Here is a 16,217-nt window from a genome sequence, read left to right as displayed (position 1 = left end):
TGGGAATCTAAATAAATCAATCATGTTGGATTAAATAACCATCTTCCATATTAATGATTCTGTCAGCAATATCTAAAATTCGGTTATCGTGGGTAACAATTAAAATGGTGCAATCTTGTTCTTTTGCTAATTGCTGCATTAAATTAACCACATCTCTTCCTGATTTACTATCTAAAGCCGCCGTAGGTTCATCAGCTAAGACTAACTTAGGATGACTCACCAAAGCCCGCGCAATGGCTACTCGTTGCTTTTGTCCCCCGGAAAGATCAGAGGGATAATAATTAATTCTATCTCCCAATTTCACAGCCTGGAGCATTGTTTCTGATTGGATATAAGATTCCCATTGAGAAATATTGCGTTGTAATTCCAAAGACATTTGCACATTTTGCATAGCTGTGAGGAAATCTAGTAAATTATGAGCTTGAAAAATATAGCCAATTTGTCGCCGTACCTGGACTAATTCTTCATTACTAGCACCTAATAATTCCTGTCCATTAAATTTTAAACTTCCCTCTTGGACAGAACGCAAACCGCCAATTAATGTTAATAAAGTAGTTTTTCCTGAACCAGATGGTCCAGTCATAATCACAATTTCTCCAGCTTTGATAGTTAAATTAATATCAAACAAAGTTTGAGTTCGTAATTTACTATGACCAAAGTAATGATTAAGGTTTGTGATTTTCAAAATATTGGCATCAGGTAAATATTGCATTATTAGTTAATTAAAGATTTCTGCTGGATCTACTTTACGGAGTTTATTGGTAGAAAAGAAACCAGAAGTTAAGCACATAATAATCACAGAAGTGAATACTAATAATCCCTTACTTAAATCCATAACAATTGGTAATTTAGTTGCATCTTTAGCAATATCATATAGTCCTAGAGAGATAGCAAAACCGGGAATAAAACCCAAGACAGCTAAAATTATAGCTTGCTGAAATACGACATTTAAAAGATATTTATTTCTAAATCCCATAGCTTTAAGTGTCGCAAATTGGACAAAATGAGTTGATATATTACTATAAAGGATTTGATAAACAACAATTACACCAACCACAAAACCCATCATTACCATTAAATTAAATACAAATCCAATTGGTGTTCTTAATGTCCAATAGCTTTTTTCAAAGTCAATAAATTCTTGGCGTGTCATTACCGTGACATCTTTTGGTAAACTATTAGATAAAGTTGTGAGAATTGTTTGGGGGTTAACATTAGGTTTTAGATGAATTAAGCCTATATCTATTTGATTTGATCTATGTTCTGGAAAGATTTTAAAAAAAGTAGAAGAACTGACTATTAAATTACCATCCACACCAAAGGAAGGACCAAGAGTAAATAAACCACTAACTTTAACTTTATAACCAATAGTTCCCAAATAACTAAATATTTCCATACCTATAGGTTGATTTTTTTGAAAATATTCAGCAATTGGTCCAAATTCTGGCCGGGCTGCGCGGTCAAAAAATACTTGATCAGGAATTTTTAGTAATTGAAAATCTTGATCTACTTCTGGTAATCTAAAGATAGATTTTACCGGATCAAATCCTAGAACGTAAATAGGATATTTGCGGCCATTAATGGGATTTTTGAGTTTAGCAAATTGGACATATAAAGGTTCAACAGATTCTATGCCGTTAAAACCTAATATTTGATATAAACGACTACGAGGAAAGCTTTGAGTAGAAGTCAAAGATTTATATTGGGAACTAATTAAAAACAAATCACCTCGCAGGTGTTTATGGACTTGAGTAGCACTAGAATAAAGAGCATCCTGAAACCCAATTTGCATAAACATCAACACAGAAATAAAAGCAATCCCAGCCAATGCTACAAAGAAGCGCACTTTTTGTTTTATCAATTGTAGCCAAGGCAAAGGTATATTTAAAATCATGTTTTACCTCCTATTCCTTATATAAATGCACCCCACCTCAACCCCCTCACCGCAAGCGAGGAGGGGACTATGATGTATTTCCCGGTGTTATGAGGTACATATCTAGCGGGCAAGATGCCCGCACTACAAGAGTTTCATGATTCAACTTTGTACCTCATAAGAGCGGAAATCGCTGTATAAATCATCCAAATCAAATTAATCAGACAAATCATAGTTCAGACTTTGTTATATTTTAATAAGTGCCTGTACCTGTAAATTAGTTAAACTAGAAACTCGTTGATTATCTGCCGAGTTGTCAATGCGAATTTTCACATCAACTATTTTGTTATCTGTATCTGAACCGGGATTAGTATTGAAGATATTTTGTCTACCAATTTGTAAACCAATATCTGTGACAGTTCCCTTTAATTTTCCGCTAAAAGCCTCACTGGTGATAGTTACTGATTGACCTAAACGAACTTTTTTAATATCAGTTTCGTAGACTTCTGCAACTACATACATTTGTTGAGTTTGTCCTAGTTCTACTATGCCTTTATTGCCAATTATTTCTCCTGGCCAAGTATTAATTTTTAGAACTTGAGCATCAATAGGGGAACGGATAGAACTTAAATTTAGCTCGGCTTGAGCTTGTTGAACAGATGCTATAGCACTTTTTACATTTGCTTGAGCTAGTTGCACATCTGTGGGGCGAATTTCGGCAATACTATTAAGTCTAGCTTGAGATTCAGTTAACTGTTTTTGCAAAGTTTCTATAGTTCGTTTTAGACTAGCATTAGCTTCATTAAGTTGTTCTTGCACAGTATCCCTGCGTAATCTTTTAGTATCTGCATCAGAAGCAGAAATAGCACCATCTTGATATAATTTCTGATAGCGTTGATTTTCGGTTTCTGAATTTTTTAGTTCAGCTTCTAAACGAGAAATTGTAGCTTTTTGAGTAGAAACTGATCCTCGTAAATCAGCTTCTAAACGAGAAATTGTGGCTTTTTGGGCTGAAATATCCCCTCCTTTTGCCCCTGCTTCTACTTGTTGAAGATTCGCTCGACTAACTTCTACTTGTCGGTTTGCTTTTTCTAAAGCTGCAAGATTAGGTATATAATTATCAAGAATTGCTACTAATTGTCCTTGACGAATTTTATCTCCTTTTTTAACTAGGAGTTGATTAACTCTTATCCCTGTTTGAGAATTAGGTGCGGAGAGACGAATTACTTCTCCTTGGGGTTCTAAACGTCCTAAAGCAGCAACAGCAGTAATAGTAGGGGCTGAAATGGGAGAAGTAGAAGATATGGTCGGGGATGATTTAGACGTTTTCTGAAAATATGAAAGGCTATAGATAGATATTATGCTAGTAGCTATAACTCCAGCACTTCCTAACATTATCGGCCACAAACTCATAGGTTTTGTGAATGAGTGCTTTTCTTTGTGTACCATAATTTTGTCTTTTAAATTAGGAAATATGACAATATTTCTGACTCTAAATTAGAGACAGAAAAGCCATTACACTTGATAGCATCTCTTGATAACCTTATCTGGTTCAGTTAAGAAAAAAGTAGGTTGGGTTAAGTGACAGCACCACCCAACATTATCAATCATTTTGTTGGGTTTCCTGCCGTCAACCCAACCTACATAATTAACTAACCTGGATTAATTGATAACCTTAATATCCAACAAAATACAACTAATCAAAAATTCTTTACTTTGGTTGACTAAATGGAAAGTTACATAAAATACTTAAATACTAAAATTCTGCCAGGTAATTGGTAATTAGTTGCTGACTATTACCAATTACCATGATCAAAATTTTATTTATTTAACACAACCTCTTTCTCTTTTTTCTTCCGCATGATTGCCAAATATTCGCTGCGGGTTCCGTCTACTCGATAATGATCACAAATTTGACAAAGTTTGAGAAGATCCAAGCGACTGAAGATTTTTTGATGTTCAATAGCGTTGTCATTCCGCCACCGCCAGAATGTGGTTCTATCAATTCGACGATTGCTTTCAGGCCATCTTCTCCGTGATAGAAAATCTACTAATTCATCTTCATGAAATGAGTAACCTTTTGGTAATTTGAGGAGTTGTTCTCGTAACTCATTCAGCGGGATGAGTGGATCTAATTCAGATAGTCTCATGCCAGCAATTCCTTGTAGTTTTTGTAATTCCAATATTGCAGAAGCCAAATAATGCAATAACGTTTAATTGACTAATTTTATGCTCGAAGACTGTTTGAAATTCACAGTCTAAACTTCCCTGATTTAATAATTTAGAGTAAACTTATTTTTTGGGAATTTCAACCTATATGCAACATATTGTTTCATAGACCTTGTTGATCGCACTATCTGGGATTTGTAAAAATTGCAAGCCTCGGATTTTTAATTCTTTAAATAAAGGATTACTAATTTTGCATTATCTCAAATTTAGGACTTAAGTTGATGAAAAAATATATTTTTAACTCCTTAGATATATTTAATAGTGACTTATTTTACAAAGGTGAAAAAATATTTCTGGAGATAGATGTAAAAAATAACTATTTAGCATTAGACACTAATGAACAATAATTACATATTGCACATTCTATTTCTATCCAGAGAATTTGTTATTCTTAGTTATTGTAAAATAAAGTTTTCAATAAGTTGGAACTAATAATATGCAATCTCTATGCAACTTTTGTCAAAATGGCTAAAACTTAGATAATAATTAGTGTATTGGATAAGCAAAGATATTTCTGCGACGACTCTATCAATTTTACATCTGCAAGACTTTTATAAAGTTGCACGTAAGTTGCTTATGAGTTGCAATAGGGTTGTCACCAAACTCAGATTAATATAGGCGAAAATTTAATTTATAGTCTGGAGGATTAATCAGACTATTTCATATTTAATCGCCACAATATTTATCAATAATTTATGTCGAGTTCAGATTTCAATACTTTTAAGAATGAAAATCAATTCTAGCTTAGTTTAATTTAGTCAAAAAACAAGCTGCTATTCACCTCTATATTGCTCGATCAAAAGAGGGAAATATGATCATGGCTGCTTCCAAATTTGAAGCTGCTTTTGCACAGTTGCAATCTGAAATTAGTAACTGTGAAAAGTCTGTACTCAAGATGATAAAGGTTAAAAAAAATATGCCTGATACCACAAAGATGAAAAATGAAATTAATGCTAAATTGCGAACAACTAATGTAGCAATTGTTGGGATGGCTTCTATTTTTCCCCAGGCGAAGAATTTACAGGAATACTGGGAAAATATTATTCAGAAAGTGGATTGTATTACTGATGTTCCGGCTTCCCGTTGGCAAATAGATGATTATTATGATCCTGACCCCAAAGCAGCGGATAAAACCTATTGTAAACGGGGTGGTTTTTTACCAGATATTGATTTTAATCCCATGGAATTTGGCTTACCTCCTAATATTTTGGAGGTGACAGATATTTCTCAATTACTCGGTTTGGTAGTGGCAAAAGAGGCATTAGAAGATGCTGGTTATGGGACATCTCGCCAATTTAATCACGAACGAACAGGAGTAATATTAGGAGTAGCAATTGGTAGACAATTGGCTGTTCCTTTAGGTGCAAGATTGCAAGATCCACTTTGGAAAAAAGTTCTCAAAAATAGTGGTTTATCAGATGAAGATAGCCAGAAAATTATTGAAAAACTCAAAAGTGGATATGTGCAATGGGACGAAAATGCCTTCCCCGGAATGTTAGCTAATGTGATTTCTGGACGTATCGCCAACCGTCTGGATTTGGGCGGAATGAATTGCGTAGTTGATGCAGCCTGTGCGAGTTCGCTAGGTGCATTAAGAATGGCTATTAGCGAGTTGGTAGAACATCGCGCCGACATGATGATAACTGGCGGAGTGGATACGGATAACTCAATTTTCGCCTATATGTGCTTCAGTAAAACCCCTGCTGTTTCCCCTGGAGAAAAGGTAAGACCCTTTGATACTAATGCAGATGGAATGCTATTAGGAGAAGGCGTGGGAATGCTGGTACTTAAACGCCTAGAAGATGCCCAACGAGATGGCGATCGCATCTATGCAGTCATTAAAGGGATGGGTAGTTCTAGCGATGGCAAGTATAAAAGTATTTACGCACCTCGCGCAGAAGGACAAATTAGTTCTTTGGTTCGTGCCTATATAGATGCAGGTGTTTCCCCTGCTAGTGTAGGATTAATCGAAGCACATGGCACGGGAACGATGGTAGGAGATCCTACAGAATTTACATCTATTACCAGCGTTTTTGGCGAAAATAACCCGAAAAAACAGCATATTGCTTTGGGAACTGTCAAATCTCAAATTGGACATACTAAGGCGGCGGCTGGTGCAGCTAGTCTCATCAAAGCGGCTTTAGCGTTGCACCACAAAGTCTTACCACCGACGATCAATGTCAGTAAACCCCATCCTAAACTGAATATTGAGAACTCCCCATTTTATTTAAATACGGAAACTAGACCTTGGGTAAGTCATCCTACCCAACCAAGAAGGGCAGGAGTCAGTGCTTTTGGCTTTGGTGGTACAAATTATCACGTTGTCCTGGAAGAATACGAGCATGAACATCATCACCCTTACCGTTTACACCATAGGCCAGAATCCTTACTGCTATTTGCCCCCACCCCTTCAGAGTTGTTATCTCGTTGTCAACAAATCCAGCAACAATTACAGATTGAGGGTAAAGAAAGACACTATCAACAATTAATTACTGATTCTCAAACCAGGAAAATTCCCGTTAATTATGCCAGAATGGGCTTTGTAGCTAATGATTTAGCGCAAGCTGAGGAATTACTGAAAATTGCGATTGCCGGGCTAAAACAGAAGCCTGAAGCCGAATCCTGGGAACATCCTCAAGGGATTTACTACCGTCAAAAGGGGATAGATCCGACAGGTAAAGTAGTGGCTTTGTTTTCTGGACAAGGTTCACAATACTTAGAAATGGGGCGGGAGTTGGTGATGAATTTTCCCTGCTTGCGCCAAACCTATACGCACATGGATAGCCTTTTGTGTGAGGACGGGTTACAGCCCTTGTCAACGGTAGTATTTCCTCAGCCTGTTTTTGATGAAGCACAAAAGCAAATTCAGTTAGCAACATTGCAAAAAACTGAATATGCACAACCAGCAATTGGAGTATTTAGTGCGGGTTTATATAAAATTTTGCAACAAGCTGGATTTAAACCTGATTTTGTTGCTGGTCATAGCTTTGGTGAATTAACAGCTTTGTGGGTTGCAGGTGTATTAAATGAAGAAGATTATTTGTTCTTAGCAAAAGCTAGAGGACAAGCTATGGCTGCACCAGCAAATCCCAATTTTGATGCTGGAGGAATGTTAGCTGTTAAAGGAGATATTCAGCAGATAACGGCAGTAATTAAAAAGTTTCCCCAGGTAGCAGTTGCTAATAAAAATTCTCAGCACCAAATAGTATTAGCTGGGAAGAAAGAGGAAATTAGTCAAGTCCAAGATATTCTCAAAAAACAAGGCTTTACTACTTTTTTATTAGGAGTTTCCGCCGCATTTCATACACCATTAGTATCTCATGCTCAAAAACCTTTTGCCCAAGCTGTTGAAAAAGTAAATTTCAACGAAGCACAAATTCCCGTTTATACTAATGTTACAGGTGGCTGTTATCCTCAAGAACCCCACGCTATCCAAAAAATCCTCAAAGAACAATTGTTCAATCAGGTATTATTTCAGCAGGAAATTGAAAATATTTATGCTGCTGGTGGTTATTGTTTTGTGGAATTTGGACCTAAAAATGTGCTTACCAATTTGGTAAAAGAGATTTTAAATGATCAACCCCATATAGCTATAGCTGTAAATCCAAATCATACCAAAAATAGCGACAAAACTCTTCGACAAGCCATAGTTCAATTGCAGGTAGCTGGGTTATCTTTGCAAAATTTAGATCCCTATCAAGTCGTAACTAAAATTCCCGAAATTCCTCAACAAAAAGTTTTGAATGTGCGGTTAAATAGTACCAATATTACCGAAAGAACTCAAAAAGCCTTTGCGAAAGCCTTAGAAAATGGTCATCATGTAGGGGTAATATCTTCCCAACCAACAATTAACGAAAATCATCAACCACAGGGTAACGAAAAGCCTCCAACTTCACTCAACGGTAAATTAGAACAAGTAGAAATTCACCCTCAAAATTCTGAAAAAGTTATTCACAGCTTAGAAAATTTCATCACAGAATTTAGCCAGCAACAACGGGATATTATCCATGTTCATGAACAATCTTTGCAAAATCAAACAGAATACACAAAGACATTTTCTCAATTAATGCAGCAGCAGTATTCATTATTGGGAAATAATGAACCTACAGAACATCAATCTCAAACTCAGCAATTAGCAATTTCCAATTCTGAACAGAACATGATGCGGTTTCATGATCATCAAGGTGATACCCTCCGCATTCATGAACAATATCTCAAATATCAACATGAATATACCCAAAATTACTTTCAACTTCTGCAAAAACATTTTCATTTACTGACTTCAGAAAATAAAGTCATCAATTATGTAAATCATCCTCAACCCACTTTTTCTCCCCAAATTCAACAAGACTTAGAAAATGATGAAAAAACAGACTTATCTCCACCTCTTCCTCTCTGTGCCTCCGCGCCTCTGCGTGAAGAAAAAATCATCCCAAATATAGATAAAGCCACCCTTAGTCAAACTCTACTAAACGTTGTCAGTGATAAAACAGGCTACCCAGTAGAAATGTTAGAACTGTCCATGGATATGGAAGCAGATTTAGGAATTGATTCTATCAAACGAGTCGAAATTTTAGGAGGTTTATTAGAAATATATCCCGATTTACCTAAACCCAACCCCGAAGAATTGGGACAATTAAGAACTTTGGAACAAATTGCCGAATATATGCAAACTTTAGTTTCAGATGTCTTAAATCAACAGATAGAAACATCAACCGCAATTATTACCACAGAGGTATTAGTAGAAGTTCCTCAACCGGAATTAATCACATCCACACCTGAAATTGAAGAACAAAAAGCAGAAGTAGAAATTCCCGCAGATTTAAGCGATATTCTGTTAACAGTTGTCAGTGATAAAACAGGCTACCCAGTAGAAATGTTAGAACTGTCAATGGATATGGAAGCAGATTTGGGAATTGATTCTATCAAACGGGTAGAAATTTTAGGAGGTTTATTAGAACTATATCCCGACTTACCTAAACCCAACCTTGAAGAAATTGGAGAATTGAGAACTTTGTCCGAAATTGCCACTTATATGCAGCAACAAGCCCAGGGAATTTCTAATTTATTGACTGAAGAAATAGTAGAGATCACAACAACCACATTTCTGCCAAATATCCGCCGCAGTATTGCCAAATTACAGCAACTTCCCACACCTGATAGTTTAGAATTTTCTCTTCCTGAAAACCACATTATATTAATAACTGATGATGGTTCTTCTACTACTGAAAAATTAGCAGAAAGTTTGACAGCTAAAGGTTGGAAAACTGTAGTTTTAAGTTTCCCTGGAATTGATTCAAATATTCATAAAGGAATCAATAGAGTAGTTTTAACTGATTGGAATGAAGAAAATTTACAACAACAGTTAGAACAGATTGCTGATAATTATGGTACTGTAGCTGCATTTATTCATCTCCACCCAGCAACACCATTACCATTAGACATAGATAAATCCATTCTGCGTCACGTCTTCTTAATCGCTAAATACCTGAAAGAACCACTCAACAAAGCCGCAAAATTTGGCCGCAGTTGTTTTATTAACGTTGCGCGTTTAGATGGTGAATTTGGATTAGGAGAAAGCCATGATTTTAGTGCAATTTCCGGAGGATTATTCGGACTTAGCAAGAGTATTAATCAAGAATGGGAAAATGTATTTTGTCGTTCCCTTGACTTAAATCCAGAAATAGATCCAGAAACATCTGTAAAACATATCCTCGCGGAAATTCATGATTCAAACTTGTTAATTCAAGAAGTAGGATATAGCAAAAAAGGAAGAGTCACTTTAATTGCAGACTTCAGCCCATTACCAACTACTAATTCTCAAAGAGAGATTACCAAAGATCAAGTTTTTCTAGTTAGTGGTGGTGCCAAAGGAATCACAGCCCAATGTGTCATTAAAATCGCCCAGCAATATCAATGCAAATTTATTCTTTTAGGGCGTTCCAGTCCAGAACCTGAACCAGTTTGGGCAGAAAATTGCGAAAATGAAGCAGAATTAAAACAGCGAATTTTAGAAAATTTCCAAGCCCAAGGGGAAAAAGCCACACCAATAATGGTACAGAAAAAGTATCAAGCAATTTCCTCACAGCGAGAAATTCAAAATACTCTTAAAGCCATTGAACAAGCAGGAGGAAAAGCAGAATATCTGAGTGTAGATATTACCGACACAGTATTACTAGAATCAAAACTTGCAGATGTAATTGAACGTTTTGGGGCGATAACTGCCATAATTCATGGTGCAGGAAACTTAGCTGATAAACGCATTGAAAAAAAATCAATTCAGGATTTTGAAAATGTTTATGCAGCTAAAGTTAAAGGTTTAGAAAATCTTCTGCGGTGTGTACCAGCGAGTCAATTGGAATATTTAGTTTTGTTTTCTTCCGTGGTGGGATTTTATGGCAACGTGGGACAATCAGATTATGCCATAGCCAATGAAATCCTGAACAAATCTGCCCATTTAATTAAACATAATTACCCCAATTGTCATGTCATGGCTATTAACTGGGGTCCCTGGGAAAGTGGCATGGTATCATCAGAACTAAAGAAAGCTTTTACAGAAAGAGGAATTGAAGTTATTCCCGTAGAAACAGGAACACAAATATTAGTTAATGAACTAACTACTGCTGATCAAGACACAGTTCAATTAGTGATTGGTAGTCCCTTAATTTATGTTCCTGCAACCTTATCCAATGAGTTAAAAACCTATCGAATTAACCGCCAATTAACATTAGCAGAAAACCCATTTTTACAGGATCATGTTATCCTCGGTCGTCCCGTACTTCCTGCCACCTGTGGGTTATTATGGATGACTAATGCTTGTGAACAACTCTATCCTGGATTTACAGCCTTCGGTTCTCCCAATTTCAAAGTTTTAAAAGGCATAGTTTTTGATGAAACCTCAACAAATGAATATGTTTTAGAAATTCAAGAACTTGCGAAACATGAAAATCAGAAAATAGAATTTTCTGCTAAAATTAGTAGTAAGACATCAGACGGAAAAGTCCGCTATCATTTCAGCACAAATCTAATTCTCAAACGAGAAATCCCCACACCTCCTAATTATGGAAACCTGAACTTTAATCAGGATGAAAATCTCCTCAAAACCAATCAAGAATTATATCAAGTAAATGCTTCTAGCCTATTTCATGGAGTCACCTTTCAAGGTGTAAAATCAGTTTTAAATACCAGCCCTAGTCAGATAACGATTGAATGCTACTTACCAGAACCCACAGCACAGCAACAGGGACAATTTCCAGTGCAAACATTCAATCCCTATATAGCAGATGTCCAGATTCATTCTCTCTGGATTTGGACACAACATTTTCATCAAGTTGGATGTTTACCATCAGAAATCAAGAACTTTGAACAATTTGCAAAAGTGCCTTTTGGTGAGACATTTTATGTGACTTGTGAAGTGCAATCAAAGACAGAATCATCGGTGGTTACAGATGTGATTACCTATGGTCATCAAGGACAAATTTATAATCGCATGATTGGTGCTAAAGGAACAATTTTACCTCGACAAATAGTCAAAGATTAGATTTTTTTCACGCAGAGATGCAGAGGCACGGAGAGAATTAAGAGTGTATTTATCTGCAAATATTTTTTCTGTGTCCTCTGTTTCAGTTAGTTTGTAAGAAAAATGGAGAATCATAATGAAATCAATTGCACGGAATCAAAAGTTAGCAATTGTCGGTATGGATTGTTTTGTGAGTAATTCACCAACATTAAATAAGTTTGAACGTCTGATTTATGAAGGTAAGCAAAATTCAGTTACATCTGAAAATTATCAGCAAACTCCTTTAAGCCGAGAGGTGATCAATTCTGCGCTGGAAGATGCTAAAATTCAACCAGATAGAAAGATAGCTTTAATCATCATTTCTCCCACAGAAAATTCTGCTAAATTAGCTAATTATATTTCTGCTGAATTAGCATTTTTTGCCGAAGAAAATTCGCTTTTATCAGCCTTGGATGTCAGTAAAAAATTATTAATTTCCCAACAAGTTGAGGCTGTTTTAATTGTCGGGATAGATAAGAATTACCCGATAGAAATTAATCTGACTGGATATGCTTTCAGTTATGACGAAAAAGCTCAGAGTATCATAAAAACAGCAGGTGCTGCCGCAGTAGTATTACAACTGTATGAAACAGCCAAGCAACGAAATCATTGCATCTATGCAGTCATTGATGGTTTGAGTGTAGTGAAAGATGCTCCAAATCATCCAGAAACTGTTAAGCAAGCTTGTCAAGAGGCGTTTCAAATAGCAGATGTTAATGCCGCAGATATTGGTTATTTGGAAGTTGTTGCTAGTGGGATTCCTAACGCAGATATAGCGGAAATTCAAGGTTTAATATCGGCTTATCAGACAGGGGCAGAAAATCTGAGTTGTGCCTTGGGTAGTGTGAAAGCAAATATTGGCAATACACAAGCCTCTGCGGGCATATTTAGCCTCATTAAAACCGCACTTTGTTTATATTATCGTTATATTCCCGGTGTTCCCCAATGGTTCAATCCTAAACAGCCAGAAATTTGGCACGGAAGCCCCTTTTATGTAGCCGTAGAATCAAAACCTTGGTTTTTAGAACCTGGTGCGACTAAAAGAATAGCTGCGGTAAATATAATGGAAGAAGATAATATTTATGGACATTTAATTTTGTCAGAAGAAATCAGCCAGATAGAACGCAGTAGTCAATATTTAGCAGAAATGTCCTATTATTTATTTCCCATTGCGGCTGATGATCGTGCTTCTTTATTAACACAAATTACCGCACTTCAACAAAGTCTCACAGATGTTTCTTCTCTATCACAACTTGCTAGTGATTATTTCCAAAAATATCAGCAATATCAACAATCAACTTACGCTTTAGCAATTCTTTCACGACATCCAGAAGAATTAAAACGAGAAATTGAAAGGGCAATTCAGGGAGTGAAAATTGCTTTTGCTACTGGCAAAGATTGGCAAACTCCTCTTGGTAGTTATTTTACAGTTAATCCCCAAGGAAAAAAAGGTCATGTTGCTTTTGTTTATCCTGGTTCTTTTACTTCTTATATAGGAATGGGACGAAATATTTTCCGTCTTTTCCCTCAACTCTATGATGATGTTGTCGTTAAAAGCGTTTATAATCGAGCCGCTGACATTGAAAAATTTATCTATCCTCGCAGCATTAATAAATTATCAAAAAGACAACTAGAAACTATAGAACAAAAATTAATAAATGATCCAGTTTCTATGCTGGAATGGGAAGTTGGTTTAGCGAGATTAATGACAGTAATGCTGAAAAATCACTTTCGCATTCAGTCCCCCCATGCTTTTGGATATAGCCTTGGTGAAACTAGCATGATGTTAGCACAAGGGGTCTGGACTAGCTTTAAAAGTACCAGTGATTATTTGAATTCATCCCCTTTATTTAAAACCCGGCTATCTGGTCAAAAAAATGCAGTTCGTCAGCATTGGGGATTACCTTTAATCCATGCAGGTAAAAGCGAAGAATTTTGGAGTAACTATATTTTGATATGTTCCTCTTCCCTAGTCCAAGAAGTTCTAAAAAATGAAAGTCGGGTTTATATCGTTTTAATTAATACACCTGAAGAAGTCATTATTGCTGGTGAAACTCAAGCTTGTGAAAGAGTTATTCAAACATTAAAATGTGACGCTTTTCCAACATCAATTAATCATGTAATTCATTGTGAACCAATGCACTCTGAATATGATGAATTAGTAAAAATCAATACCTTACCTAGCCAAGCAAATTCAAAAACAATTTTCTACTCTGCGGCAGAATACGCACCCATGAAAATTGATAGTAATTTAATAGGCAAAAATATTGCTAAAGCCCTTTGTCACCAACTTGATTTTCCTCGCTTAGTTAATCGTGCCTACAATGACAATATCAGAATCTTTATTGAAGTTGGTGTTGGTAGTAACTGTAGTCGGTGGATTAGCGAAATTCTCAAAGACAAAGAACATCTAGCTGTATCTCTAAATAGAAGAGGTGTAGATGATCATACCTCCATTATTAAAGCCTTAGCCAAGCTATTTAGTCATCGAGTTGAATTGGATTTATCACCTTTATATTCTTTTCCCAACATCAAATTGGATCAAGATAATGCTTGCGAAAATCAGTCATCTTTTCCAGATACTTCCTTATTAAATTATGAACACAAAATAAAATCCACCCCTAATTATAAAAGTTTAAATGATCATCATGTCCGGCTGGCTAAAGCACATGGATTTTTATTAAAGTCCCGGCAAACATCACTTCAACAACTTAGTCTCTTTCTCCAGCAGCAATTAGATTTGTACAAAAAAATGGTGACCCAAGTTAGAAAAGAAAAGTAGAAATACAGAGTAATTCTTGTGAATCTATTGTGGGATAGGCATCTTGCCTGTCCAAAACATTCAAATTGATGATTAGAGGTTAAATAACGTGGTTAATTTAGAAAACAAATATCAACAACAACTCAAATTTTCTCCTTCAATGAATAACAATTATCAAGGATGGCAAGGCGATTTAAATACTGTGTCTTTTGATGCAGTAAATATTAAAAATAAACTGATGAATTTAAATTCTCCTTGTTATATTCTGAATAAAGAAGGACAAATTGGCATTAGCAATGAAGGCAGTTTATCATATAGTGCTAACGGTAAAACTCAGAAATTGGAAATGCTTTTAACTGTTCCTACTATCGGATTTCATCAATTAGGTGATCCAACTTTTCTAGAGTTCTACGGCGTAAAATATGCCTATATGACTGGGGCAATGGCTCAAGGTATTGCATCTGAAGAAATGGTAATTACCTTGGGAAAAGCCAACATTTTAAGCTCCTTTGGTGCAGGAGGTTTATCTCCTTCCCGGATAGAAACAGCAATTCACAAAATTCAACAAGCTTTGCATCACAAATCTTATGTTTTTAACTTGCTTCATAGTCCTAGCGAACCTGCTATTGAACGGCGTTTAATTGATTTGTATTTACAGCATCAAGTCAGAATAATTGAAGCCTCTGCATTCTTAGATTTGAGTGATAATATCGTCTACTATCGGGCTGCTGGACTAAGTTTAAATTCAGCTAATGACATTGAAATCAAAAATAAAATTATTGCCAAAGTTTCCCGTCGAGAAGTTGCCACTAAATTCCTCCAACCTGCACCCACAAAAATCCTCACCCAATTAGTTGAACAAGGATTAATTAGCGAATTGCAAGCTAATCTTGCCGCGAAGATTCCTATGGCTGATGATATTACCGTAGAAGCAGATTCAGGAGGACATACAGATAATCGCCCCTTGGTTTGTTTATTACCTTCTATCTTAGAATTAAGAGACGAAATTCAACGTAAATATTGTTATAAACAACCTGTAAGAATTGGGGTAGCTGGGGGAATTTCCACACCCCAATCAGCACTAGCAGCCTTAATGATGGGTGCAGCTTATATTGTCACCGGTTCTATTAATCAATCTTGCCTTGAAGCTGGGACTTCTGAATATACAAAAAAGCTCCTAGCTGAAGCAGAAATGACTGATGTCATGATGGCACCCGCAGCAGATATGTTTGAAATGGGAGTCAAATTACAAGTTCTTAAACGGGGAACTCTTTTCCCCCTTCGCGCTCAAAAACTAGGGGAATTATACAGAAATTATAATTCCTTTGCCGAAATTCCTCCAGATGAAATAGAAAAGTTAGAAAAACAAATTCTCCGAAAAACAATTGCCGAAATTTGGCAAGAAACATCTACTTATTTATCCCAACGTAACCCAGAAAAATTAAGCAAAGCAGCTAATAATCCTAAATTAAAAATGGCATTAATATTTCGCTGGTATTTAGGACTATCTTCCCGGTGGTCAAATACTGGAGAAAAAGGTCGGGAAATTGATTATCAAATCTGGTGTGGCCCAGCAATGGGAAGTTTTAATAATTGGGTACGTCATTCTTACTTAGCAGATATCAATAATCGTCGAGTAGTTGATATAGCCGATCAAATTATGACAGGTGCAGCGTATTTATATCGTATTCAAAACTTAAAAGTTCAAGGCTTACAAATGCCAGAAGAATTCAGCCAATATCATCCACAAAGTAGGTTGGGTTGAGCGACAGCGAAACCCAACATTATCAAGAATT

7 protein-coding genes are annotated in these 16,217 nt (G+C 36.1%); 3 read left to right on the top strand and 4 right to left on the bottom strand.

Annotation, left to right across the window (positions count from 1 at the left end; genetic code table 11):
• Positions 1 to 16 precede the first annotated feature (16 nt).
• From AN490_RS01465 to AN490_RS01450, 4 genes are all read right to left on the bottom strand, one after another.
• Positions 17 to 712, bottom strand: coding sequence for a DevA family ABC transporter ATP-binding protein (locus AN490_RS01465; RefSeq protein ID WP_015078579.1), 696 nt, complete (start codon positions 710 to 712; stop codon positions 17 to 19).
• A 6-nt stretch (positions 713 to 718) separates the two neighbouring features.
• Positions 719 to 1,894 (bottom strand): ABC transporter permease DevC, encoded by a 1,176-nt coding sequence (devC, locus tag AN490_RS01460; protein WP_299999282.1) that lies wholly within the window; start codon positions 1,892 to 1,894, stop codon positions 719 to 721.
• A gap of 225 nt (positions 1,895 to 2,119) precedes the next feature.
• Positions 2,120 to 3,322, bottom strand: a complete 1,203-nt coding sequence (locus AN490_RS01455) for an ABC exporter membrane fusion protein (RefSeq protein WP_299999280.1) — start codon at positions 3,320 to 3,322, stop codon at positions 2,120 to 2,122.
• A gap of 371 nt (positions 3,323 to 3,693) precedes the next feature.
• Complete coding sequence (locus AN490_RS01450) at positions 3,694 to 4,023, bottom strand: hypothetical protein (protein ID WP_015078582.1); 330 nt, start codon at positions 4,021 to 4,023, stop codon at positions 3,694 to 3,696.
• 896 nt (positions 4,024 to 4,919) lie between these two features.
• Here AN490_RS01450 and AN490_RS01445 point away from each other — a divergent pair.
• The 3 genes from AN490_RS01445 (at position 4,920) to AN490_RS01435 (ending at position 16,186) form a co-directional block, all read left to right on the top strand.
• Positions 4,920 to 11,642 carry a type I polyketide synthase gene (locus AN490_RS01445; RefSeq protein WP_299999278.1) on the top strand — a complete coding sequence of 2,241 codons (6,723 nt, stop codon included), beginning with the start codon at positions 4,920 to 4,922 and terminating at the stop codon, positions 11,640 to 11,642.
• 115 nt (positions 11,643 to 11,757) lie between these two features.
• Positions 11,758 to 14,442 carry a PfaB family protein gene (locus tag AN490_RS01440; RefSeq protein WP_299999276.1) on the top strand — a complete coding sequence of 895 codons (2,685 nt, stop codon included), beginning with the start codon at positions 11,758 to 11,760 and terminating at the stop codon, positions 14,440 to 14,442.
• Positions 14,443 to 14,581: 139 nt separating this feature from the next.
• Positions 14,582 to 16,186, top strand: coding sequence for a PfaD family polyunsaturated fatty acid/polyketide biosynthesis protein (locus AN490_RS01435; RefSeq protein ID WP_299999370.1), 1,605 nt, complete (start codon positions 14,582 to 14,584; stop codon positions 16,184 to 16,186).
• The last annotated feature ends 31 nt before the right edge of the window (positions 16,187 to 16,217 follow it).

This window comes from Anabaena sp. AL09 (assembly GCF_001672255.1).
Lineage (GTDB): Bacteria > Cyanobacteriota > Cyanobacteriia > Cyanobacteriales > Nostocaceae > Dolichospermum > Dolichospermum lemmermannii.
Note: the sequence above shows the minus strand (reverse complement) of the source record. Positions and strands in the feature narration are given on the sequence as shown.

Bases quoted from the DNA above. Each gene is read 5' to 3' on its own strand.
- AN490_RS01465 (WP_015078579.1), bottom strand. From the start codon at position 712: ATGCAATATTTACCTGATGCCAATATTTTGAAAATCACAAACCTTAAT.
- devC (WP_299999282.1), bottom strand. From the start codon at position 1,894: ATGATTTTAAATATACCTTTGCCTTGGCTACAATTGATAAAACAAAAA.
- AN490_RS01455 (WP_299999280.1), bottom strand. From the start codon at position 3,322: ATGGTACACAAAGAAAAGCACTCATTCACAAAACCTATGAGTTTGTGG.
- AN490_RS01450 (WP_015078582.1), bottom strand. From the start codon at position 4,023: ATGAGACTATCTGAATTAGATCCACTCATCCCGCTGAATGAGTTACGA.
- AN490_RS01445 (WP_299999278.1), top strand. From the start codon at position 4,920: ATGGCTGCTTCCAAATTTGAAGCTGCTTTTGCACAGTTGCAATCTGAA.
- AN490_RS01440 (WP_299999276.1), top strand. From the start codon at position 11,758: ATGAAATCAATTGCACGGAATCAAAAGTTAGCAATTGTCGGTATGGAT.
- AN490_RS01435 (WP_299999370.1), top strand. From the start codon at position 14,582: ATGAATAACAATTATCAAGGATGGCAAGGCGATTTAAATACTGTGTCT.